This window comes from Paracoccus sp. SSK6 (assembly GCF_039770665.1).
GTDB lineage: Bacteria > Pseudomonadota > Alphaproteobacteria > Rhodobacterales > Rhodobacteraceae > Paracoccus.
The window spans coordinates 16,826-37,505 of record NZ_JBDPNJ010000020.1 but is presented as its reverse complement, the minus strand read 5'-3'; the positions used below and the strand labels follow the sequence as shown (position 1 = coordinate 37,505).

Genomic DNA, 20,680 nt, shown 5'->3' with positions numbered 1-20,680 from the left:
GGTTAGCAGCGCCTATGCCGCCGAGCCGCCCACCGTCAGCCCGCCGATCAGCAGCGTCGGCTGGCCCACGCCGACCGGCACCCATTGGCCCTGCTTGCCGCAATTGCCGATGCCGGGATCCAGCGCCATGTCATTGCCGATGGCGCGGACCTGCTGCAGCGCGGTCGCCCCGTCGCCGATCAGCGTGGCCCCCCGGATCGGGTCGCCGACCACACCATCCTTCACGCGGTAAGCCTCGGTGCAGGAAAACACGAACTTGCCGTTGGTGATGTCCACCTGGCCGCCGCCGAAGCCCACGGCATAGATGCCGTCGCGCAGATCCGCCAGGATCGCCGCCGGGTCCGCATCGCCGCCGGGCATGTAGGTGTTGGTCATGCGCGGCATCGGCGCATGGGCAAAGCTTTGGCGGCGCCCGTTGCCGGTCGGCTCCACCCCCATCAGGCGCGCGTTCTGGCGGTCCTGCATGTAGCCGACCAGGATCCCGTCCTCGATCAGCACATTGCGGGCGGGGGGCATCCCCTCGTCATCGACACTGACGCTGCCGCGCCGGTCGGGGATGGTGCCGTCATCGACCACGGTGACGCCCGGCGCCGCGACGCGCTGGCCCATCAGCCCCGCAAAGGCCGAGGCCTTCTTGCGGTTGAAATCCCCCTCCAGCCCGTGGCCCACGGCTTCGTGCAGCAGGATGCCGGGCCAGCCGGGGCCAAGCACCACGTCCATCACCCCCGCCGGGGCAGGGACCGAGCGCAGATTGACCAGGGCGATGCGCAGCGCCTCGTCCACGGCGGGTTTCCAATGCGCGGGATCCATCAGCCCGGCCAGGGACACGCGCCCGCCGCCGCCATGGCTGCCGGATTCGCGGCGGTCGTTGTTCTCCACGATCACGCTGACATTCAGCCGCGCCATGGGGCGGATGTCGGTCACCAGCCCGCCTTCGGGACGCAGGATCGCGACCTCTTGCAAGGAGGAAGCCAGCGACACCGTCGCCTGCACCACGCGGGGATCGCGGGAACGGGCGTAATCGTCGATCTGGCGCAGAAGCTCGATCCTTGTGGCGAAGGGGATGCCCTCGGCCGGATCAGTTGCCATGTACATCGGCACGACCTGCATGGGCGCCGCCTGCGCCAGGGTGCCGCCGCCCGCGCCCACGGCAAGGCGCGCGGTTTCGGCCGCGCGGCGCAGCGCGGCTTCGGAAATCTCGGTCGAATGGGCGTAGCCCGTCACCTCGCCCCGCACGGCGCGCAAGCCGAAGCCCTGTTCGGCGGTATAGCCCGAATTGCGCAGCCGCCCGTCGTCGAAGACCAGCGTTTCCGAAACCGAGCGTTCCAGGAAAAGCTCGCCATCCTCGGCCCCAGCCGTGGCATCGCGCAGGATCGCCAGGGCGCGGTCGCGGTCCAGGTGGGTGGCGAAGGGGTCGAAGGGGGTGCGGCTCATGGCGGAAGACGTCTTTCTGGCAGGGGCGGCGTGGGCCACAACTGGCACGATGCCGGGATTTTGCGCAGGCAATCTTAGGTATCACTTGCCCGTGCGGTCGAGATATGGTCATAGAGCGGGGATTGTTAAAGGAAAAGGGCCGCCTTCGGGCGCTTGCGGTCGCGCGGCCGCGTCAGGATAACGGGATGGAATGATGGCAATAGCGATGATTCGCCGTGGGGTCGCGGCAGCGTCCGGGCTTGCGACAGCGGGAATGATGGCCAGCTCTGCCTTGGCGCAGGACGTTCTGGGAGAGCTTCCGGTAATCGGCAAGCCCGAGCCGAGGGGCGTGAACTTCCAGCCCGCCGTGACCGAGATCGCGCGGGACCAGCAGTGGCTGGACCATTTCGTGCTGATCATCATCGCCGTGATCACGGCCTTTGTCTGCCTGCTGCTGCTGGCCGTGATCCTGCGCTACAACAGCCGCTCGAACCCGGTTCCGGCCAAGTTCACGCACAACACCCCGCTGGAGATCGGCTGGACCCTGGTGCCGGTGCTGATCCTGGTGACCATCGGCGCCTTCTCGTTGCCGGCGCTGTTCCGCAGCCAGGAAATGCCCGCCGATCCCGACGTGGTCATCAAGGCCATCGGCAACCAGTGGTACTGGTCCTACGAATACCCCGAAAACGGCATCAGCTTCGATTCGATCATGCTGACCAAGGAAGAGCTGGCAGACTACGGCTATTCCGAGGATGAATACCTGCTGGCCACCGATACCGCCGTGGTCGTGCCCGTCGGGAAGACGGTGCTGATGCAGATGACCGCCAATGACGTGATCCACAGCTGGACCATCCCGGCCTTCGCGATCAAGCAGGACGCCGTTCCCGGCCGGATCGCCCAGGCCTGGTTCAACGTCGAACAGGAAGGCGTCTATTTCGGACAGTGCAGCGAGTTGTGCGGCATCAACCACGCCTATATGCCGATCGTCGTGAAGGCGGTCAGCCCCGAGGTTTATGCCCAGTGGGTCGCCGAACAGGGCGGCACCCTGGAAGGCGAGGCCGCGACCGCAGCGGTGGCCGCGCCCGCAGCCGACGTGCAGGTGGCCAAGGCCGACTAAACGTTGGCCAGACCAGCGACAAAGCCAGGTAATTCGAAGACGACATGACCGACATCAACGCATATGAAGGCGCCCCCGAGGCCGAGTTCCGCGATTTCATCGCGCTTCTGAAGCCGCGGGTGATGTCGCTGGTCGTCTTCACGGCCTTTGTGGGTCTCTGGGTGGCGCCGGTCGATGTCCATCCCTTCATCGCCTTCTGCTCGGTCCTGTTCATCGCGCTTGGCGGCGGCGCCTCGGGCGCGCTGAACATGTGGTATGACGCCGATATCGACGCGGTGATGCGGCGCACCCAGAGCCGCCCCATCCCGGCGGGCCGGATCGACGGCAATGCCGCCCTGTCGCTGGGCCTGATCCTGGCGGGCTTTTCCGTGATGATGCTGGGGCTGGCGGCCAACTGGTTCGCGGCAGCCTTTCTGGCCTTCACGATCTTCTTCTATGCCGTGGTCTACACGATCTGGCTGAAACGCTCGACGCCGCAGAACATCGTCATCGGCGGCGCGGCGGGGGCCTTCCCGCCGATGATCGGCTGGGCCTGCGCCACGGGCGGGATCAGCATCGAATCGTTGCTGATGTTCGCGCTGATCTTCTTCTGGACGCCGCCGCATTTCTGGGCGCTGGCGCTGTTCATGAAGTCGGATTATCACGAAGCCAAGGTGCCGATGCTGACGGTCACGCATGGCCGCCCGGCGACCCGCCGCCATGTTTTCGCCTATACGCTGGTGCTGGCGCCCTTCGCGATCTGGCTGGGGCTGACCTCGGTCGGCGGGCCGATCTATCTCGCGGCCTCGGTGGTGCTGAACGCGCTGTTCATCCATGGCGGCTGGCAGATCCTGCGCCGATCCGAGGATGCGGCCATCGCCGATGGCTATGCGGTGGAAAAGCGCGTCTTCAAGCTGTCCCTGAACTATCTGTTCCTGCATTTCGTTGCCTTGCTGATCCAGAACTGGGTGGGGGCATGGTGATGCCGCTGCAGGCCGAACACGAAATCCACCGCCGCCGCCGGTCCCGCAATGTCGGCCTGGCCGTTGTCCTGGTCGCCTTTGTCGCACTGGTCTTCGGTCTGACGGTGGTGAAGGTCCAGCAGGGCGACATGATGGAGGCTTTCGATCACCAGCCCCGCGTGTCGGTCCTGCCGGAAGAACCCGGAACGAATGAGGCAGGCCAATGAGTCGTCAGATGTCGCGCGAGGGCAGGACCGCAGCCATGCTGGTCGGGATCCTTGTGACCATGGGGGCCTTGGCATGGGCGGCGGTTCCCTTCTATGACTGGTTCTGCCGGACGACCGGATTTGCCGGAACGACCCAGGTTGCCGCGGCAACGCCCGACCATGTCCTGAACGAAACCGTCCGTGTCCGCTTCGACGCCAATGTGGACAAGAACCTGGAATGGACCTTCCGGCCCATGCAGACCTCGATGGAGCTGAAGATCGGGGAAGACGGGCTTGCCTTCTATGAGGCGATCAACAATTCGGACGTGCCGATCACCGGCACCGCAAGCTATAACGTCGCGCCCGAGGTGGCGGGATACTACTTCAGCAAGATCGAATGCTTCTGCTTCACCGAGCAGACCTTGCAGCCCGGAGAGCGGATCGAGATGCCGGTCAGCTTCTTTGTCGATCCCGATCTGGTCAAGGACCGCGACGCAAGCTGGGTCAGGGACATCACCCTGTCCTATACCTTCCACCGGACCGAGCCGAAGCAGGCGGCGCTTGACGCCGCCCCGGCCGGTAACGTCAACTGAAGAACACGAGGAGCCGACGGGGACAGCTCATGGCGCACGCAAAGAACCACGATTACCACATCCTTCCGCCGTCGATCTGGCCCTTTGTCGCAGCGATCTCGGCCTTCCTGATGCTGTATGGCGCGGTCGGCTGGATGCACGCGGACGAGGTTCACCTCGTGGGCATTCCGGTCAGCGGGCCCTGGCTGTTCCTGATCGGCCTCGCTGGCGTCCTCTATGTGATGTACAGCTGGTGGGCCGACGTGGTCCGCGAAAGCCAGGCGGGCGATCATACCCCGGTGGTGCGGATCGGCCTGCAATACGGCTTCATCCTGTTCATCATCTCAGAGGTGATGTTCTTCGTCGCCTGGTTCTGGAACTTCATCAAGCAGGCCATGTATCCGATGGGGCCGGAAAGCCCGATCAAGGACGGCGTCTGGCCGCCCGAGGGGATCGTGACCTTCGACCCCTGGCACCTGCCTTTCATCAACACGCTGATCCTGCTGCTGTCGGGCGTGGCTGTCACCTGGGCCCACCATGCCCTGGTCCATGACAACGACCGCAAGACCACCATCAACGGTCTGATCGTCGCGGTGATCCTGGGCGTCGTCTTCTCGTTCCTTCAGGCCTATGAATACAGCCACGCGGCCTTCGGCCTGGCTGACACCGCCTATGCCGGGGCCTTCTACCTGGCGACGGGCTTTCACGGCTTCCATGTCATCATCGGGACGATCTTCCTTGCCGTCTGCCTGCTGCGCCTGCTGAACGGCCAGATGAGCCAGGAAAAGCACGTCGGCTTCGAGGCTGCGGCCTGGTACTGGCACTTCGTTGACGTGGTCTGGCTGTTCCTGTTCGCCGTGGTTTATGTCTGGGGCAGCTGAACCCCGCTTTGACTGACACGCAACGCGCGGGGACGGACCCCGCGCGTTTTTCTTTGCGACGGGCTTCATCTTCATGCGCCGCATCCTGTTTCCCCTGATCCTTGGCATCGTCGGCTGTGCCATCCTGGTCCAGCTTGGCCTGTGGCAGTTGCGCCGGATGGAGTGGAAGGAAGACATGCTGGCCCGGATCCAGGCCAGCATCGACGCGGATCCCGTGCCCTTGCCCGCCACTGTCGATCCGTCGATGAAATACCTGCCGGTGACGGTCAGCGGCACCACCACGGGGGCCGAGATCGACGTGCTGTCGGGCAGCAAGGAACAGGGCGGCGGCTATCAGATCGTGTCGCGCTTTATCACCGATGACGGCCGGGCGATCCTGCTGGACCGGGGTTTCGTGCCGCAGGAATTGCGCCATGTCGAACGCGGCCCCACGCGCCTGACGGTGCGCGGCAACCTGCACTGGCCGGACGAAAAAGGCAGCGCCACGCCCGATCCGAACCTGCAGGAAAACATCTGGTTCGCCCGCGACGTGCCCGCCATGGCCAAGGTGCTGGATACCGAACCCGTCCTGGTGGTCGCTAGCTTCGTCCAGGGCGACGCCCAGGGGGTCGAGCCGATCCCCGTCGCCATCGAGGGGATACCCAACAACCACCTGTCCTATGCCGTGCAGTGGTTCCTGATCGCGGCCACCTGGGCGGGGATGACAGTGGCCCTGATCTGGCGTATCAGGCAGCGGAAATACTGAGGGATACGTGATGCGCTACGTCTCGACACGGGGTCAGGCCCCGGTGCTGAACTTTGAAGGGGCGATGCTGTCGGGCCTTGCCCGCGACGGGGGCCTGTACCTGCCCGAGACGATCCCGGCGTTCAGCGGCCTGAACGAGCTTGACGGCCTGCCTTACGCCGAAGTGGCCTTCCGCGTCATCCGCCCCTTCACCGGCGACAGCTTCACCGACGAGGAACTGCGGGGCGCGATCGACCGTGCCTATGCGCGCATCGAACACACGGCCAAGGCGCCGCTGCGCCAGCTTGCCCCCGGCCATCACCTGCTGGAGCTGTTCCACGGGCCGACGCTGGCCTTCAAGGACTTCGCGATGCAGCTCATCGCGCAGCTGTTCGAGATCGCGTTGAAGCGGTCGGGCCAGCGGATCACCATCGTCGGCGCGACCTCGGGCGATACCGGGTCGGCCGCCATCGAAGCCTTCAAGGGCATCGACAACGTGGACGTGTTCATCATGTTCCCCCATGGCCGCGTCAGCGAAGTGCAGCGCCGCCAGATGACCACGCCTGACGCGGCGAACGTCCATGCGCTGGCCGTGACCGGGCATTTCGACGACTGCCAGGCGCGTCTGAAGGATCTGTTCAACGACCATGCCTTCCGCGACCAGGTGGGGCTTGCGGGCGTCAACAGCATCAACTGGGCGCGCGTGGTGGCGCAGATCGTCTATTACTTCACCGCCTGCGCGTCCTTGGGGATGCGCGAGACGGACTTCACCGTGCCGACCGGCAATTTCGGCGACATCTTCGCGGGGTCCATCGCGCGGGCCATGGGCCTGCCGATCCGCCGCCTGATCGTGGCGACGAACCAGAACGACATCCTGCACCGTGCGCTGACCACCGGCGAATACCGGGTCGGCACGGTCGAGCCGTCCATCAGCCCGTCCATGGACATCCAGGTCAGCTCGAACTTCGAGCGGGCGCTGTATCTGGCCTATGGCGGCGACACGGCGGCGATTTCGCAACTGATGGACGAACTGAAGGCGGGCGGCTTCACCATCAGCCAGGGCGCGCTGCAGGCCCTACGCGAACAATACCAGTCGGGCCGCGTGTCCGAGGGTGAAACGCTGGCGATGATCCGCACCATCCGCGCCGAGACGGGCGAGATCCTCTGCCCGCACAGCGCCGTGGGCGTTGCCGTCGCGCGCCAGCACCTTGAGCCCGGCGTGCCCATGGTGACGCTGGCGACCGCCCATCCGGCCAAGTTCCCCGACGCGGTGGAAGCGGCCATCGGGGTCCGCCCCCCGCTGCCGCCGCATATGGCCACCCTGTTCGACCTGCCCGAGCGGGTGACGCGGGTTGAAAACGACGTGCAGGCGCTTAAATCGCTGATCCTTGAGCGGAGAACCCAGTGAACAAAGACCCCCACCTGCAGATCACGACCCTGTCCAACGGATTGCGCATCGCCACGCGGCTGATGCCGGGCCTTCATTCCGCAGCCTTGGGCGTCTGGGTCAGCGCAGGCGGGCGCAACGAACGCAGCGAGCAGAACGGCATCGCGCATTTCCTGGAACACATGGCCTTCAAGGGCACCACGACCCGCACGGCCCTGCAGATCGCCGAGGCGATCGAGGATGTGGGCGGCTATATCAACGCCTATACCTCGCGCGATGCGACGGCCTATTACGTGCGCGTGCTGGAGGACGATGTCGATCTGGCCTTCGACGTGATGTCCGACATCGTGCTGAACCCGATCTTCGACGAACGCGAGATCGAGGTCGAGCGCGGGGTGATCCTGCAGGAAATCGGGCAGTCCATGGACACGCCCGACGACATCATCTTCGACTGGCTGCAAGAGGCGGCCTATCCCGACCAGCCGATGGGCCGCACCATCCTGGGTCCGGTCGAACGCGTCAGCCGCTTCGGGCGTGCCGATCTGGCGGGCTTTGTCGCGGAAAACTATGGCCCCGGCCAGATGATCGTGGCCGCCGCCGGGGCGGTCGATCACGACCGCATCGTGCGGCTGGCCGAACGCGCCTTCGGGCATCTGTCGCCCATTGGGCAGGCACCCAGAGAGGCCGCCCGCTGGCAGGGACTTGAGACGCGCCGGGTCAAGAAGCTGGAACAGGCCCATTTCGCGCTGGCCCTGGAAGGCCCCGGCTATCTGGCGTCCGACTTCTATGCCGCGCAGATCTTTTCGTCAGCCCTTGGCGGAGGCATGTCGTCCCGCCTGTTCCAGAAGATCCGCGAGGAGCGGGGGCTGTGCTACACGATCTTCGCGCAGTCGGGCTTCCATGACGATACCGGAATGCTGACCATCTATGCCGGGACGGGGGCCGAGGATCTGGCGGATCTCTCGACCCTGACCATCGACGAGATGAAGCGCGCGGCCTCCGACATGTCCGAGGCCGAGGTCGCCCGCGCCAAGGCGCAACTGCGCGCAAGCCTGCTGATGTCGCTGGAAAGCCCCTCGGCGCAGGCGGAACGCATGGCGCGGACGCTGGCGATCTGGGGCCGGGTGCCGGATGCCTCCGAGGTCGCCGACCGCATCGCCGCCGTCACCGTGGCCGAGGTGCGCGCCCATGCCGAAACCCTGATCGCGCAGGCCCGACCGGCGCTGGCGCTTTACGGCCCCGTCAAGGCCGCCCCCGCACGCGAGACGCTGGCCGAAAGGCTTGCCGCCTGATGTTCCTGCGCGCACGACCCGTAAGGCTGGAAACCGAACGGATCGTGCTGCGCCTGCCTGCCCACGGCGATTTCCACACCTGGGTGTCGCTGCGCCAGTCCAGCCGCGATTTTCTGACCCCGTGGGAACCCGTCTGGTCGCCCGACCACCTGTCGCGCAAAAGCTTCGTGAACCGCGTCTATTGGGCCGCGCGCGCCAGCCGGGGCGGCACCGCGCTGCCCCTGTTCCTGGTCCGCCGCGACGGCACGCTGCTGGGCGCGATCACGTTGGACAATATCCGGCGCGGCCCCGCGCAATCGGGCACCATCGGCTATTGGATCGGCCAGCCATTCGCCCGGCAGGGATACATGCGAGAGGCGATCGGCGTGTTGGTCCACTATGCCTTCACGGCCTTGGATCTGTCGCGGATCGAGGCCGCCTGCCTGCCGGAAAACGCGGCCTCTCGCGGAGTGCTGGAGAAGTCGGGCTTCAAGTATGAAGGCGTCGCGCAAAGCTATCTGCAGATCGACGGGCGCTGGCGCAACCATGTGCTTTACGCCAATCTGCGCAGCGACCGGCGCGGCCGCAGCGACGCACGCTAAGGGGAAACGATGCTGAACGACGCGACCGAGGCGCTTGCCCGCCTGCTGCCGCAAGGCGTGGTACGGGAAATCGCGCCGGCTTATCTTGAGGAACCACGCGGCCGCTTCCAGGGCCGGGCGGGGCTGATCGCCGCCCCACGCACGGTGGAGGAGGTCGCGGCCATCGTCCGCGCCTGCCACGACGCCCGCGTGCCCATCGTTCCGCGCGGCGGCGGCACGGGTCTGGTCGGCGGGCAGGTGATGCCCGACGGCGCCGTGCCCCTGCTTCTGTCGCTGGAACGGATGAACCGGGTCCGCGACATCTACCCGGAAGAAGGCGTGATCGTGGCCGAGGCGGGGGCCACCCTGCAGCAGGTGCGCGAGGCCGCGGCGGCGGTCGGGCGGCAGTTTCCGCTGGCGCTTGCCTCGCAGGGGTCCGCGCAGATCGGCGGCGTGCTGGGCACCAATGCGGGCGGCGTGAATGTGCTGCGATACGGCAATGCCCGCGCCCTGTGCCTGGGGGTCGAGGCGGTCTTGCCGCAGGGCCAGGTCATGCATGATCTGAAGCGGCTGCGGAAGGACAACACCGGCTACGACATCCGCGACCTGCTGATCGGCGCGGAAGGCACGCTGGGCATCATCACCGCCGCATCCCTGGTGCTGGCGCCCGTCCCGCCGGAAATCGGCGTTGCCATGCTGGTGGTCGAATCGCCCGAGGCCGCGCTGACCCTGCTGTCGCTGGCCCAGGCCCGGATGGCTGGGGGTGTCACGGCATTCGAGCTGATCTCGGGGCAGGGGCTGCGCTTCTTGGACGCGGCCTTCCCCGACCTGCGCCAGCCCTTCGCCGACCGCCCCGACTGGCTGGCCCTGATCGAGGTCGGCCTGCCGTCCGGCCTGTCAGCGGACGATGCGCTTGAAGGGCTGTTCACCGAGGCGGCCGAGGCCGGCCTTGTCAGCGACGGCGTGATCGCCCAATCCGGCCAGCAGGCCGCCGAGTTGTGGGCGATCCGCGAGACGATCCCCGACGCGAACCGCCATGTCGGCGCCATCGCCAGCCACGACATCAGCCTGCCCCTGTCGGAAATCGCCCGCTTCATCCGTGATGCCAGCGCCATGCTGGCAGGCATGGCCGATCTGCGGATCAACTGCTTCGGCCACCTGGGCGACGGCAACCTGCATTTCAACCTGTTCCCGGTCGAAGGGAAAACCCGCGACGCCTATGACGGGGTTCGTCGCGACCTGTCCCGCGCGGTGCACGAGATGGTCGTGGCGCGCGGCGGGTCGTTTTCGGCGGAACATGGGGTGGGACGGCTGAAAGCGGCGGAACTGGCCCGCTGGGGCGATCCCGCGCGGCTGGCCGCGATGCGGGCGATCAAGGACGCGCTGGATCCGGCGGGGATCATGAATCCGGGGGTGATTCTGGCGTAGGGTGCGTGCTTGCACGCACCACTCTCAACGGTGCGTGCAAGCACGCACCCTACGTCACGCCCCTTCAAACGCCGTCAGCGCATGAACCTCATGCCCCAAGCCTTCCAGCAGCCGCCGTCCGCCCAGATCCGGCAGGTCGATCACAAACGCACACCCGACGACCTTCGCGCCCAGGCGCTCGCACAGGCTGATCCCCGCCGCCGCCGTGCCGCCCGTCGCCAGCAGGTCGTCCACGATCAGCACCCGCTCGCCGGGCTTCAGGGCGTCGTCATGGATCTCGACCACGGCCTCGCCATATTCCAGTTGGTAGGCTTGCGAAATCACCGCGCCGGGCAGCTTGCCCTTCTTGCGGATCGGGACGAAGCCGGTGGAGAGCTGATGCGCCACGGCCCCGCCCAGGATGAAGCCGCGTGCCTCCAGCCCCGCGACCTTGTCGATCCGCGCGCCTGCATAGGGGGCCAGCAGCTGGTCGATCGCGATGCGGAAGCCGCGCGCGTCGGCAAACAGCGTGGTCACGTCGCGGAAGATGATCCCTTCATGCGGGAAGTCGGCGATGCTGCGGATATAGTCCTTGACGTTCAGGCTCATGCGGGGCGGTCCATCTGGAACAACTCGGTGACGGCGGCATAATCCTTGTAGCCGAGCCGCGCAATCCAGCCGCCTGCCGGACGCGGATCGAAGCGGCCCCCCACCACGCAATCGTCGCGGATATGCACGCCCGTGACCACGCCGAAAACGACATAGTTCGCCTCGCCCGCAAGCGGCAGCACGCGGGTCATCCGGCATTCCAGCGCAGCGGCGGCCCCGGCCACGCGCGGACAGGCGATGGTTTCGCATTCGGCGGCCCCGATCCCGGCGGCCTGGAATTCGTTGGTCCCGGCGGGCAGGGGGGCGGATGAGGCGTTCACCTGGTCGCGCAGGTCGCCGGTGGCGATGTTGACGCAGAAGACGCCTGTCTCGATGATCTGCGCCACGCTGTCCTTGGTGCCGCTGCGGTCCGCCTTGGCGCTTGTGGATGCGAACATCACTTGCGGCGGGACATAGGCCACCGCGTTGAAAAAGGAATAGGGCGCCAGGTTGTCGCCCGCCGACCCGCGCGTCGAAATCCAGCCGATGGGGCGGGGCGCGATGATCGCGTTGAAGGGGTTGTGGGGCAGCCCGTGGCCGGACTCGGGGCGGTAGAACATCGCGGGCCTCCTGTATGTGCCGGGCCAAACTGCCATCAGCGGCACGGTCCCGCAATGTCCCGCTGGCATGTTTCATCGCCGAAAAGCCCATGCTAAGGGGCCGCAAGAACCCGACAGGAGGCGCGATGTACGAGATCTGTCCCGAGACACCCGCCGACGAGCCCGAGGTCGAGGCCCTCTACGACCTGTGCTTCGCGCCGGGCCGGACCGCGCTGTCGTCGTACCGCCTGCGCGACGGCGTGCCCAAGGTGGCCGACCTGTGCCTGGTGCTGCGCGACCCAAGCGACATCCTGCTGGCCGCGATCCGCTTCTGGCCGGTGCGCGTGGCGGGCAAGCCGGTGCTGCTGCTGGGGCCGATCGCGGTCCATCCCACTGCGCAGGGCGAGGGGCTGGGGGGCCTTCTGATGCGCGACAGCCTGACCCGCGCGCGCCGTCTGGGGTGGGGCCGCGTGCTGCTGGTGGGGGATGCGCCTTACTACAGCCGCTTCGGATTTTCGCGCTTGGACGATGTGGTCATGCCGCCGCCCACGAACCCCGACCGGGTGCTGGGGCTGGAACTTCGCCCCGGCGCCTGGGTTGATGTGGCGGGGCCGGTGACGCGCGAGATATCGCCCGGCGTGCTGGAAGGCATGGCGGAAATGTCGCGCGGAACCAATGCCCTGTCGGCCTGCATCACGGTCGATCACCCGAAAGAGGATACCGATGGCGACCAATCCGCAGCTGGTGCTTCCGCCGATCAATGACCCGTCCGTCCATGCCCAGATCGACCGCCTGGCGCGGCGATACCTGGACGCGGGCGGCTTGGGGATGGAGGTCATGGCGGTCGTCGGCAACAGCGCCGAAGGCCTGATCGAGAAGCTGCCCGCCTTCGTGCGCAGCCGCATGGACCGCATCACCCGCGCGGCCCTTGGCCGGGCCTTCACGGCTGCCAGCGGTTCCCGGCGCATGGTGCGCGACCGGGGCGACTGGTTCAACCGCATGGCCTCGACCGTCAGCGGTGCGGCGGGGGGCATGGGCGGCTTTGCGGGCGCCATGATCGAACTGCCGGTGACGATCACGCTGCTGCTGCGGGCCATGCTGGACATCGCGGTGGAACACGGCCTCGACCCCGACAGCGAGGAGGTGCGGATGGAATGCCTGCGCATCTTCGCCGCCGCAGGCCCGATGGCTGAGGATGACACGACCGACCTGGGCCTCTTGGCCGCGCGCATGTCGGTGACGGGCCAGACCGTGCAGGGCCTGATCAGCCGCGTCGCGCCGCGCCTGTCGGTGTCGATGGGCCAGAAACTGGCCGCGCAGGCCGCCCCGATCTTCGGCGCGGTCGTGGGCGCCTCGATCAACTATGCCTTCACGCGCTATTACCAGGAACTGGCCCGCGTGCATTTCGGCATCATGCGCCTGTCGCACGAGACCGGCATCCCCAAGGAGGCCCTGGTCGAAGCGTTGCGCTTGTCCATCGACCGCCTAGACCACCGCAAGGCAGCGCGCTGACTTTCACTTTGGCCAAATATCCCACGGGGGTCCGGGGGTGTGAAACCCCCGGCTGCGGGACGCAAGCCGCGCTCACTCCTCCTTGGCCGCCAGTGCCAGGTCCACGACCGGCGCATCCAGATCTTCCGTTCCCAGCGGTGCCGAGGGCCGCGCCAGCCGCGCCTTCGTGACCCAGAACAGCCGTTCCTGCGCGCGGGTGATGGCGACATAGGCGAGGCGCTTCCACAGGGGGATCCCGGCCTCGGTCCGGTTCGACCACGCGGCGGCGCTGATGTCGGGGGCAAAGACCTGCACCTCGGGCCATTGCGACCCTTGGGACTTGTGGATCGTCACAGCCGCGCCGTGCAGGAAGGTCGCGCCCATGCGGGCGGCGAAGGGGATGAAGGGTTCATCCTCGTCCGGCAGTTCGATCTTGACGATGCTTGCGGCCGAGAGGCGCGGATCCTCGGCCCCGATGACATGCAGACGGGAAAAGCCCGGCTTGCGGCCGGGCCCCAGATAGACGACCTGCGCGCCCTTGATCAGCCCGCGCGCTTCCAGGTCGATGCGCTTCTTGCGGTGCTTCAGCGGCAGTTCCAGCCCGTCGCAGATCAGCGGCTCGCCCGGCAGCAGCGCGTCGCCCGGCGCGCCATAGGCGGCGCGGAAGGCCTGGATCAGCCGGATGCGCGTGGCATTGCGCCAGACCAGGACGGGGCTGCGGGCCATCAGGTCGCTTTCCACCCGTTCCGCCCAGACAACGCGATCATCGCGGCGGGCGGCGGCGCGGACCATGCTTTCGAAACCATCGAAGGTCAGGCTGTCATCGGCAAGCGCATGGGCCAGATCCAGGATCGGGCTGTCATCAGCCTGACGATGGATGCGGTTCAGGATCAGCCGCTGCGACGGTGCCAGCTTCTCGAATACCATCTCGCCCGATTGGCCGACGGGGGCCAACTGGGCCGGATCGCCGAACAGGACCAGGATCGGGAAGATCTCGCGCAGATCCTCGAACTGCTTTTCGTCCAGCATCGAGGCCTCGTCGATCAGCCCCACGTCCAAGGCATCCTCTCGCCGTTTCCAGCCACGGATAAAGTCCGACCCGCGCAACCCCGCCGCAGCCAGCGCGCCGGGGATCGAGGCATGCTGGTCGAAGAAAGCCTTGGCCCGGTCAAGTGCTGCATCCGTCATGCCCTCGACCGCAGGCCGGTCGCCGCTGCCGGTCAGCCATTCCGCCAGCTTTTCATATTCGGGATCATAGACGGGCGTATACAGGATCCGGTGGATCGTGGTCGCGGGCACGCCGCGCATCCGCAGCACGAAGGCCGCCTTGTTCGTCGGCGCCAGGATCGCCACGCTGCGCCGGTCCTTGCGGCGGCGGCCCTCGTAATCGCCGCTGACGACCTCGACCCCCGCGCCGCGCAGGGCCTTGGTGATCTGCGACAGAAGCAGCGTCTTGCCCGAACCCGCCTTGCCGATCACCGCCATGACGCGGCCCTTGCCAGGCTGGGGGGGCTGCACTTCCTCGGCGATCAGGTCGATGCCGGCGGCGCCAAAGGCCTCGGCCAGGGCGTCCCAGGCATCGGCCTGGTCGGGGGACAGGGTGGGGGCTGGGGCGGTCATGGCCATCCCTTACCGCGCCATGCGGCGATTGCCCATGCAACTTTTTCGGCCCCCGTGCGTGTAGGGGGATCAGCCGAAAGGAACGCCGATGATCGAGCTGTTCTTTGTCACCTGCCTGATTGCCGATCCGCAACGCTGCTCTGAGCACAGCCTGTTGTTCGAACAGCGAAACGGCCTGTTCACCTGCATGCTGTGGGGCCAGAACGAACTGGCGCGATGGGTGGCCGCCCATCCGAAGGATCAGGTCGTGGAATGGAAATGCCGCCTGCCGAAGACAGGCGACACGCAGATTTGAACGTCTTGCGCCGGCCTAGCCGCGGCGCGCCTCCAAGGCATCCTCGAAGGTGCGCAGGCCCGTGGTGGGCGCCTGGACCAGCACGGACATGTTACCCGGCTTGTGCTGGTTCTTCATCATTTTCACATGCGCGGCCGGGATTTCGGCCCAGGGGAAGACCTCGGACATGCAGGGATCGAGGCGGCGTTCCAGCATCAGCCTGTTGGCGGCGCTGGCCTGCTTCAGATGCGCGAAATGCGATCCTTGGATGCGCTTCTGGTGCATCCACAGATAGCGCACGTCGAAGGTGCAGTTGAAGCCTGTGGTACCCGCGCAGATCACCACCATGCCGCCCTTCTTGCAGACGAAGGTGCTGACGGGGAAGGTCGCCTCGCCCGGATGCTCAAAAACGATATCGACGTTGTTGCCCTTGCCGGTGATGTCCCAGATGGCCTTGCCGAACTTGCGGACCTCGTTGAACCACTCCTTGTACTCGGGGGTGTTCACGGTGGGCAACTGGCCCCAGCAGTTGAATTCCTTGCGGTTGATCACGCCCTTGGCGCCCAGGCCCATCACGAAGTCGCGCTTGTCTTCCTCGCTGATGACGCCAATGGCATTGCCGCCCGCCGCGTTGATCAGCTGGATGGCATAGGATCCCAGACCACCCGAAGCGCCCCAGACCAGCACGTTCATGCCGGGCTTCAACTCATGCGGTTCATGCCCGAACAGCATCCGGTACGCGGTGGCCAGCGTCAGCGTATAGCAGGCCGATTCCTCCCAGGTCAGGTGCTTGGGGCGGGGCATCAGTTGCTGCGATTGCACACGCGTGAACTGCGCGAAGCTGCCGTCCGGGGTCTCGTATCCCCAGATGCGCTGCGTGGGCGAATACATCGGGTCGCCGCCGTTGCATTCCTCGTCGTCGCTGTCGTCCTGGTTGCAGTGGATGACAACCTCATCCCCCACCTTCCAGCGCCGGACCTTGTCGCCCACGGCCCAGACAATGCCCGAAGCGTCCGATCCCGCGATGTGATAGGGCTGCTTGTGCACGTCGAACATACTGATCGGCACGCCAAGCCCGGCCCAGATGCCGTTGTAGTTGACGCCCGCCGCCATCACCAGGACCAGCACCTCGTTGCTGTCGATGCTGGGCGTGTCCACGACCTCAAGCTGCATGGCCTTGTCGGGTTCGCCCTGGCGTTCGCGCCGGATCGCCCAAGCGTGCATCTTCGCGGGCACATGGCCCAGGGGCGGCATCTCGCCAATGTCATACAGATCCTTCACGGGCGCGTCGTAAGGAGCGATCGAGGAGGGGGAGTCGAGGGCCATCAGCTTCTCCTTCACATCTGCTGCGGCGCAGAATCGCCGCGTGGCTGTCCCAAGTGGTAGGAAGAGATGCGCAACATTGCAACAACTATGATGCATGAATCGTAATAAAATGTCCGAAAGTCGCAGGCTGGTGCTGCGCTGCGGCGAATTGACGACGCATGTTTGTTTCGATATTGGTTAACTGACAGAAAGATTGTTGCGAGGCGCCTTATGGCCGAGAAGGACAAACCCTGGCTGTTCCGCACCTATGCGGGCCATTCGACGGCCGAGAAATCGAACGCGCTCTATCGTGGCAACCTAGCCAAGGGGCAGACCGGACTGTCAGTGGCTTTCGACCTGCCCACGCAGACCGGATATGACAGCGACCATATCCTGGCGCGGGGCGAGGTCGGCAAGGTTGGCGTGCCGATCTGTCACCTGGGCGACATGCGGGCTCTGTTCGACCAGATCCCGCTGGAGCAGATGAACACCTCGATGACGATCAACGCGACGGCGCCTTGGCTTCTGTCGCTCTATATCGCCGTGGCCGAGGAGCAGGGCGCGGACATTTCCAGGCTGCAGGGGACGGTGCAGAACGACCTCATCAAGGAATACCTGTCGCGCGGCACCTATATCTGTCCGCCGAAGCCGTCCCTGGCGATGATCACGGACGTGGCGGCCTATACGCGGCAGCACCTGCCCAAGTGGAACCCGATGAACGTCTGTTCCTATCACCTGCAGGAAGCCGGCGCGACGCCGCAGCAGGAACTGGCCTATGCCTTGGCGACCGCCATCGCCGTGCTGGACGACCTGAAGAACAAGGTCCCTCCCGAAGGCTTCCCCGAGATGGTCGGCCGCATCAGCTTCTTCGTGAACGCGGGCATCCGCTTTGTCACCGAGATGTGCAAGATGCGCGCCTTTGCCGAGCTGTGGGACGAGATCACGCGCGACCGCTATGGCATCGCAGAGGAGCGGTATCGCCGCTTCCGCTATGGGGTGCAGGTCAACAGCCTGGGGCTGACCGAGCAGCAGCCGGAAAACAACGTCTACCGCATCCTGCTAGAGATGCTGGCGGTCACGCTGTCGAAGAACGCGCGGGCGCGGGCGGTGCAGCTGCCCGCCTGGAACGAGGCACTTGGCCTGCCCCGTCCCTGGGACCAGCAATGGTCGCTGCGGATGCAACAGATCCTGGCCTATGAGACTGACCTGCTGGAATATGGCGACCTGTTCGACGGCAACCCGGTGATCGCCGCCCGGGTCGAGGAGTTGAAGCAGGGCGCGCGCGACGAATTGCGCCTGCTGGACGAGATGGGCGGGGCGATTGCCGCCATCGACTACATGAAGGCGCGGCTGGTCGAATCGAATGCCGAGCGTCTGGGCAGAATCGAAACGAACGAAACGGTCGTTGTCGGCGTGAACCGCTGGCAGGGAGGCGAGGACTCGCCGCTGACCGCCGGGGACGGCGGGATCATGGTGGTCGATCCGGCGGTGGAGCAGGACCAGATCGCCCGGCTGCGCGCCTGGCGCGAGGGCCGCGACGAGGGCGCGGTGCAGCTTGCGCTTGGCGCGCTGCGGGATGCGGCGCAGCGGGGCGAGAACGTAATGCCTTATTCCATTGCGGCGGCCAAGGCGGGGGCCACGACCGGCGAATGGGCGGGTGTCATGCGGCAGGTTCATGGCGAATATCGCGGCCCGACCGGGGTGTCCTCAAGCCCGTCGAACCGCACCGAAGGGCTGGAGGAGATCCGCGAGGCCGTGGATGCCGTCAGCGCCCGTCTGGGCCGCCGGTTGAAATTCGTCGTCGGCAAGCCCGGTCTGGACGGCCATTCCAATGGCGCCGAACAGATCGCCTTCCGCGCCCGCGATTGCGGCATGGACATCACCTATGAAGGGATCCGCCTGACGCCCGAGCAGATCGTGGCGCGCGCACAGGAAGAAGACGCCCATGTCATCGGGTTGTCGATCCTGTCGGGCAGCCACCTGCCGCTGATCGAGGATGTGATGACCCGCATCCGCGCAGCGGGGCTGGGCCATGTCCCGGTGATCGTGGGCGGGATCATCCCCGACGAGGACGCGGCACGGCTGCGCGCCCTGGGCGTGGCGCGGGTCTATACGCCCAAGGATTTCCAGTTGAACACGATCATGATGGATATCGTGGCCCTGGTGGAACCCAGCGTCGAGGCGGCGTGACGCCACCCTTTTCACCTTTGTCCAAATATCCCGGGGAGTCCCGCAGGGACGGGGGCAGCGCCCCTATCCTATGCCGCAAAAGAAAACGCCGCCCAGTCGGGGCGGCGTTTCACAAATCTGGCAGAGGCGATCAGAAGCCCAGGCCCGCGTATTTCGACTTGAACTTCGACACGCGGCCGCCGGTGTCCATCAGCTTGGCCGAGCCGCCGGTCCAGGCGGGGTGCGAGGTGGGGTCGATGTCCAGCGCCATGGTCGCGCCTTCCGAACCCCAGGTCGAACGGGTCTGGTAGGTGGTGCCATCGGTCATCTTGATCTCGATGGTGTGGTAATCGGGGTGGATGTCTTTTTTCATCGGTTGAACCCTCAGGCTTTCGCGTCGGACAGCGGACGGTAGTTGGTTTTCTCGACGATCCGGGCCGACTTGCCGCGACGGTCGCGCAGGTAATACAGCTTGGCGCGGCGGACCTTGCCGCGGCGCACGACCTCGATCGAGTCGATGTTGGTCGCATAGAGCGGGAACACGCGTTCCACGCCTTCGCCGAAGCTGATCTTGCGCACGGTGAAGCTGGCGGCCAGCGTGGCGCCGCCCTTGCGCGAGATGCAGACGCCTTCATACATCTGCACGCGGGTGCGGGTGCCCTCGGTCACCTTGTAGCCGACGCGCACGGTGTCGCCGGCCTTGAAATCCGGGATGGTCTTGCCGAGCTGGGCAATTTGCTCGGCTTCGAGTTCTGCGATCAGGTTCATCGCCTGGGTTCCTTGTCATGCTCGCGGTAGCTCCGCGATTGGTCTGATGCGCCCGAGAGCTGTCGGTCCTTTGCCGGGTCCATACCGTCCTGGTATGCCCGCCACAGGTCGGGGCGGCGTTCCTTGGTCAGCCTTTCGGCTTCACCGGCCCTCCAACGATGAATGGCCGCGTGATTGCCGGACAGCAGAACCTCCGGTATCTCGCGGCCTTCCCACTGGGCGGGCTTCGTGAACTGGGGGGCCTCAAGAAGCCCCCTGTTGCCGATGGAAAAGGATTCCTCGGCCAGAGAGTCGTGATTCCCCAGCACGCGCGGTATAAGCCGGACCGTCGCGTCGATCAAGACCTGAGCCGCGATCTCTCCGCCCGTCAGGACATAGTCGCCGATGCTGATTTCCTCGATATCATGGGCGTCCAGGACACGCTGGTCCACGCCCTCGAACCGGCCGCAGATCAGGGTGACGCCATTGCCCTGCGCCAGGTCGCGGGCGCGGGCCTGGGTCAGCGGCGCACCACGCGGGGACATGTAGATCACTGGGCGCGGCAGGCCCTGGCGGGCCTCGCGCAGGGCCGCGTCCATCACGTCGGCGCGGATCACCATGCCCGCGCCGCCGCCCGCGGGCGTGTCATCGACATTGCGGTGCCTGCCGATGCCGAAGTCGCGCAGGGGGATGGTGCGCAGGTTCCACAATCCCTGTTGCAGCGCCTTGCCGGTCAGCGACAGGCCCAGGATGCCGGGGAAGGCCTCGGGGAACAGGGTGACGATGCTGGCGGTCCAGGCGCCCTGCACCTGCGGTTCCGCCATCAACTCGCGCGGGCGCAGGCTGGCGGTGATGGACAGCCGGCCGTGGGATTTCGGCGTGTCACTCATCGGATGCCGGGGGGTCGGCCACGATGCGTCTTGCCGTCAGATCGACGGTCGGGACCGCCGCACGGGTGAAAGGCAGCAGCAGCACGTCCTTGCTGCCCACGATTTCCAAGATGTCGCCCGCGCCGTGGTCAAAGATTGCGCGGACCCGGCCCAAGACGACGCCGCCGGTATCGACGACCTCCAACCCGATCAGGTCGGCGTGGTAGAATTCATCATCGGGCAGCGAGGGCAGGGCAGACCGGGGCGCCCAGAGGGTGGCGCCCTTCAGCGCCTCGGCATCCTCGCGCGTGGCGACGCCCGACAGGCGCGCGCCAAGGCCGCCGGTGACGGGGCGGGTCAGGCGAATGGTGAAGTTGCGCTTGCCGTCCTCGGTCGTCAGGGGACCGTAGGTCGCGATATCCGCAGGCTCGGCGCAGAAGCTTTTCAGCCGCACCTCGCCCTGGACCCCGAAGGCCCCGGCGATCGCGCCCACGCAGATGCGGTCTTGTGACATGCGG

22 protein-coding genes and 1 pseudogene are annotated in these 20,680 nt (G+C 66.3%); 14 read left to right on the top strand and 9 right to left on the bottom strand.

Annotation, left to right across the window (positions count from 1 at the left end):
* Positions 1–12 precede the first annotated feature (12 nt).
* The gene (gene tldD / locus AAIL68_RS12910; protein ID WP_347140191.1) at positions 13–1,434 is read right to left on the bottom strand and encodes a metalloprotease TldD; all 1,422 of its coding nucleotides are present in this window, start codon (positions 1,432–1,434) and stop codon (positions 13–15) included.
* Between the two features lie 253 nt (positions 1,435–1,687).
* On the opposite strand from tldD, the gene coxB reads away from it, so the two are divergent.
* The 10 genes from coxB to AAIL68_RS12860 all read left to right on the top strand — a co-directional run bounded on the left by coxB (position 1,688) and on the right by AAIL68_RS12860 (position 10,521).
* Positions 1,688–2,530, top strand: a complete 843-nt coding sequence (gene coxB, locus AAIL68_RS12905) for a cytochrome c oxidase subunit II (protein WP_347140190.1) — start codon at positions 1,688–1,690, stop codon at positions 2,528–2,530.
* 44 nt (positions 2,531–2,574) lie between these two features.
* Entirely contained in the window at positions 2,575–3,492 is a 918-nt protein-coding gene (gene cyoE, locus AAIL68_RS12900; RefSeq protein ID WP_347140189.1) for a heme o synthase, read from the top strand.
* Positions 3,486–3,698: a hypothetical protein gene (locus AAIL68_RS12895; RefSeq protein ID WP_347140188.1), complete on the top strand. Its 213-nt coding sequence runs from the start codon at positions 3,486–3,488 to the stop codon at positions 3,696–3,698. Before cyoE ends, AAIL68_RS12895 begins: the two co-directional genes overlap by 7 nt.
* The gene (locus tag AAIL68_RS12890) at positions 3,695–4,270 is read left to right on the top strand and encodes a cytochrome c oxidase assembly protein (protein ID WP_347140187.1); all 576 of its coding nucleotides are present in this window, start codon (positions 3,695–3,697) and stop codon (positions 4,268–4,270) included. The genes AAIL68_RS12895 and AAIL68_RS12890 overlap by 4 nt, the downstream gene beginning before the upstream one ends.
* A 29-nt stretch (positions 4,271–4,299) precedes the next feature.
* Positions 4,300–5,130, top strand: coding sequence for a cytochrome c oxidase subunit 3 (locus AAIL68_RS12885; protein ID WP_347140186.1), 831 nt, complete (start codon positions 4,300–4,302; stop codon positions 5,128–5,130).
* A gap of 73 nt (positions 5,131–5,203) precedes the next feature.
* Positions 5,204–5,875 (top strand): SURF1 family protein, encoded by a 672-nt coding sequence (locus tag AAIL68_RS12880; protein ID WP_347140185.1) that lies wholly within the window; start codon positions 5,204–5,206, stop codon positions 5,873–5,875.
* A gap of 10 nt (positions 5,876–5,885) precedes the next feature.
* The gene (thrC, locus tag AAIL68_RS12875) at positions 5,886–7,262 is read left to right on the top strand and encodes a threonine synthase (protein WP_347140184.1); all 1,377 of its coding nucleotides are present in this window, start codon (positions 5,886–5,888) and stop codon (positions 7,260–7,262) included.
* A complete protein-coding gene (locus AAIL68_RS12870) occupies positions 7,259–8,533 on the top strand; it encodes a pitrilysin family protein (protein ID WP_347140183.1) in 1,275 nt (424 codons plus the stop codon). Before thrC ends, AAIL68_RS12870 begins: the two co-directional genes overlap by 4 nt.
* A complete protein-coding gene (locus tag AAIL68_RS12865) occupies positions 8,533–9,114 on the top strand; it encodes a GNAT family protein (protein ID WP_347140182.1) in 582 nt (193 codons plus the stop codon). Before AAIL68_RS12870 ends, AAIL68_RS12865 begins: the two co-directional genes overlap by 1 nt.
* Before the next feature lie 9 nt (positions 9,115–9,123).
* Positions 9,124–10,521, top strand: a complete 1,398-nt coding sequence (locus AAIL68_RS12860; protein WP_347140181.1) for an FAD-binding oxidoreductase — start codon at positions 9,124–9,126, stop codon at positions 10,519–10,521.
* Between the two features lie 54 nt (positions 10,522–10,575).
* Here the strand turns inward: AAIL68_RS12860 and AAIL68_RS12855 are convergent, their stop codons facing one another.
* Positions 10,576–11,109, bottom strand: coding sequence for an adenine phosphoribosyltransferase (locus AAIL68_RS12855; RefSeq protein WP_347140180.1), 534 nt, complete (start codon positions 11,107–11,109; stop codon positions 10,576–10,578).
* The gene (locus AAIL68_RS12850) at positions 11,106–11,708 is read right to left on the bottom strand and encodes a flavin reductase family protein (protein WP_347140179.1); all 603 of its coding nucleotides are present in this window, start codon (positions 11,706–11,708) and stop codon (positions 11,106–11,108) included. Before AAIL68_RS12850 ends, AAIL68_RS12855 begins: the two co-directional genes overlap by 4 nt.
* Before the next feature lie 125 nt (positions 11,709–11,833).
* Here AAIL68_RS12850 and AAIL68_RS12845 point away from each other — a divergent pair.
* Positions 11,834–12,310: pseudogene (locus AAIL68_RS12845) on the top strand (N-acetyltransferase); the annotation flags it as partial.
* Positions 12,311–12,410: 100 nt separating this feature from the next.
* Positions 12,411–13,199 carry an EcsC family protein gene (locus AAIL68_RS12840; protein WP_347140178.1) on the top strand — a complete coding sequence of 263 codons (789 nt, stop codon included), beginning with the start codon at positions 12,411–12,413 and terminating at the stop codon, positions 13,197–13,199.
* 72 nt (positions 13,200–13,271) lie between these two features.
* Here the strand turns inward: AAIL68_RS12840 and AAIL68_RS12835 are convergent, their stop codons facing one another.
* Complete coding sequence (locus AAIL68_RS12835; protein ID WP_347140177.1) at positions 13,272–14,798, bottom strand: AAA family ATPase; 1,527 nt, start codon at positions 14,796–14,798, stop codon at positions 13,272–13,274.
* An 88-nt stretch (positions 14,799–14,886) separates the two neighbouring features.
* Here AAIL68_RS12835 and AAIL68_RS12830 point away from each other — a divergent pair, with 88 nt between their 5' ends.
* On the top strand, positions 14,887–15,093 hold the full coding sequence (locus tag AAIL68_RS12830) for a hypothetical protein (protein WP_347140176.1): 207 nt from the start codon (positions 14,887–14,889) through the stop codon (positions 15,091–15,093).
* A 15-nt stretch (positions 15,094–15,108) separates the two neighbouring features.
* Here AAIL68_RS12830 and ccrA read toward each other — a convergent pair whose 3' ends face one another.
* On the bottom strand, positions 15,109–16,398 hold the full coding sequence (gene ccrA, locus AAIL68_RS12825) for a crotonyl-CoA carboxylase/reductase (RefSeq protein WP_347140175.1): 1,290 nt from the start codon (positions 16,396–16,398) through the stop codon (positions 15,109–15,111).
* A 210-nt stretch (positions 16,399–16,608) separates the two neighbouring features.
* Between ccrA and AAIL68_RS12820 the strand changes: the two genes are divergently transcribed.
* Positions 16,609–18,567, top strand: coding sequence for a protein meaA (locus AAIL68_RS12820; RefSeq protein WP_347140174.1), 1,959 nt, complete (start codon positions 16,609–16,611; stop codon positions 18,565–18,567).
* A 130-nt stretch (positions 18,568–18,697) separates the two neighbouring features.
* Here the strand turns inward: AAIL68_RS12820 and rpmE are convergent, their stop codons facing one another.
* The 4 genes from rpmE to rimM are packed head-to-tail and all read right to left on the bottom strand — an operon-like array spanning position 18,698 to position 20,676.
* Positions 18,698–18,919: a 50S ribosomal protein L31 gene (gene rpmE / locus AAIL68_RS12815; RefSeq protein WP_347140173.1), complete on the bottom strand. Its 222-nt coding sequence runs from the start codon at positions 18,917–18,919 to the stop codon at positions 18,698–18,700.
* A gap of 11 nt (positions 18,920–18,930) precedes the next feature.
* Positions 18,931–19,314 carry a 50S ribosomal protein L19 gene (gene rplS / locus AAIL68_RS12810; RefSeq protein ID WP_347140172.1) on the bottom strand — a complete coding sequence of 128 codons (384 nt, stop codon included), beginning with the start codon at positions 19,312–19,314 and terminating at the stop codon, positions 18,931–18,933.
* A complete protein-coding gene (trmD, locus tag AAIL68_RS12805; protein ID WP_347140171.1) occupies positions 19,311–20,183 on the bottom strand; it encodes a tRNA (guanosine(37)-N1)-methyltransferase TrmD in 873 nt (290 codons plus the stop codon). Before trmD ends, rplS begins: the two co-directional genes overlap by 4 nt.
* Positions 20,176–20,676, bottom strand: coding sequence for a ribosome maturation factor RimM (gene rimM, locus AAIL68_RS12800; RefSeq protein WP_347140170.1), 501 nt, complete (start codon positions 20,674–20,676; stop codon positions 20,176–20,178). The genes trmD and rimM overlap by 8 nt, the downstream gene beginning before the upstream one ends.
* Positions 20,677–20,680: the final 4 nt, after the last annotated feature.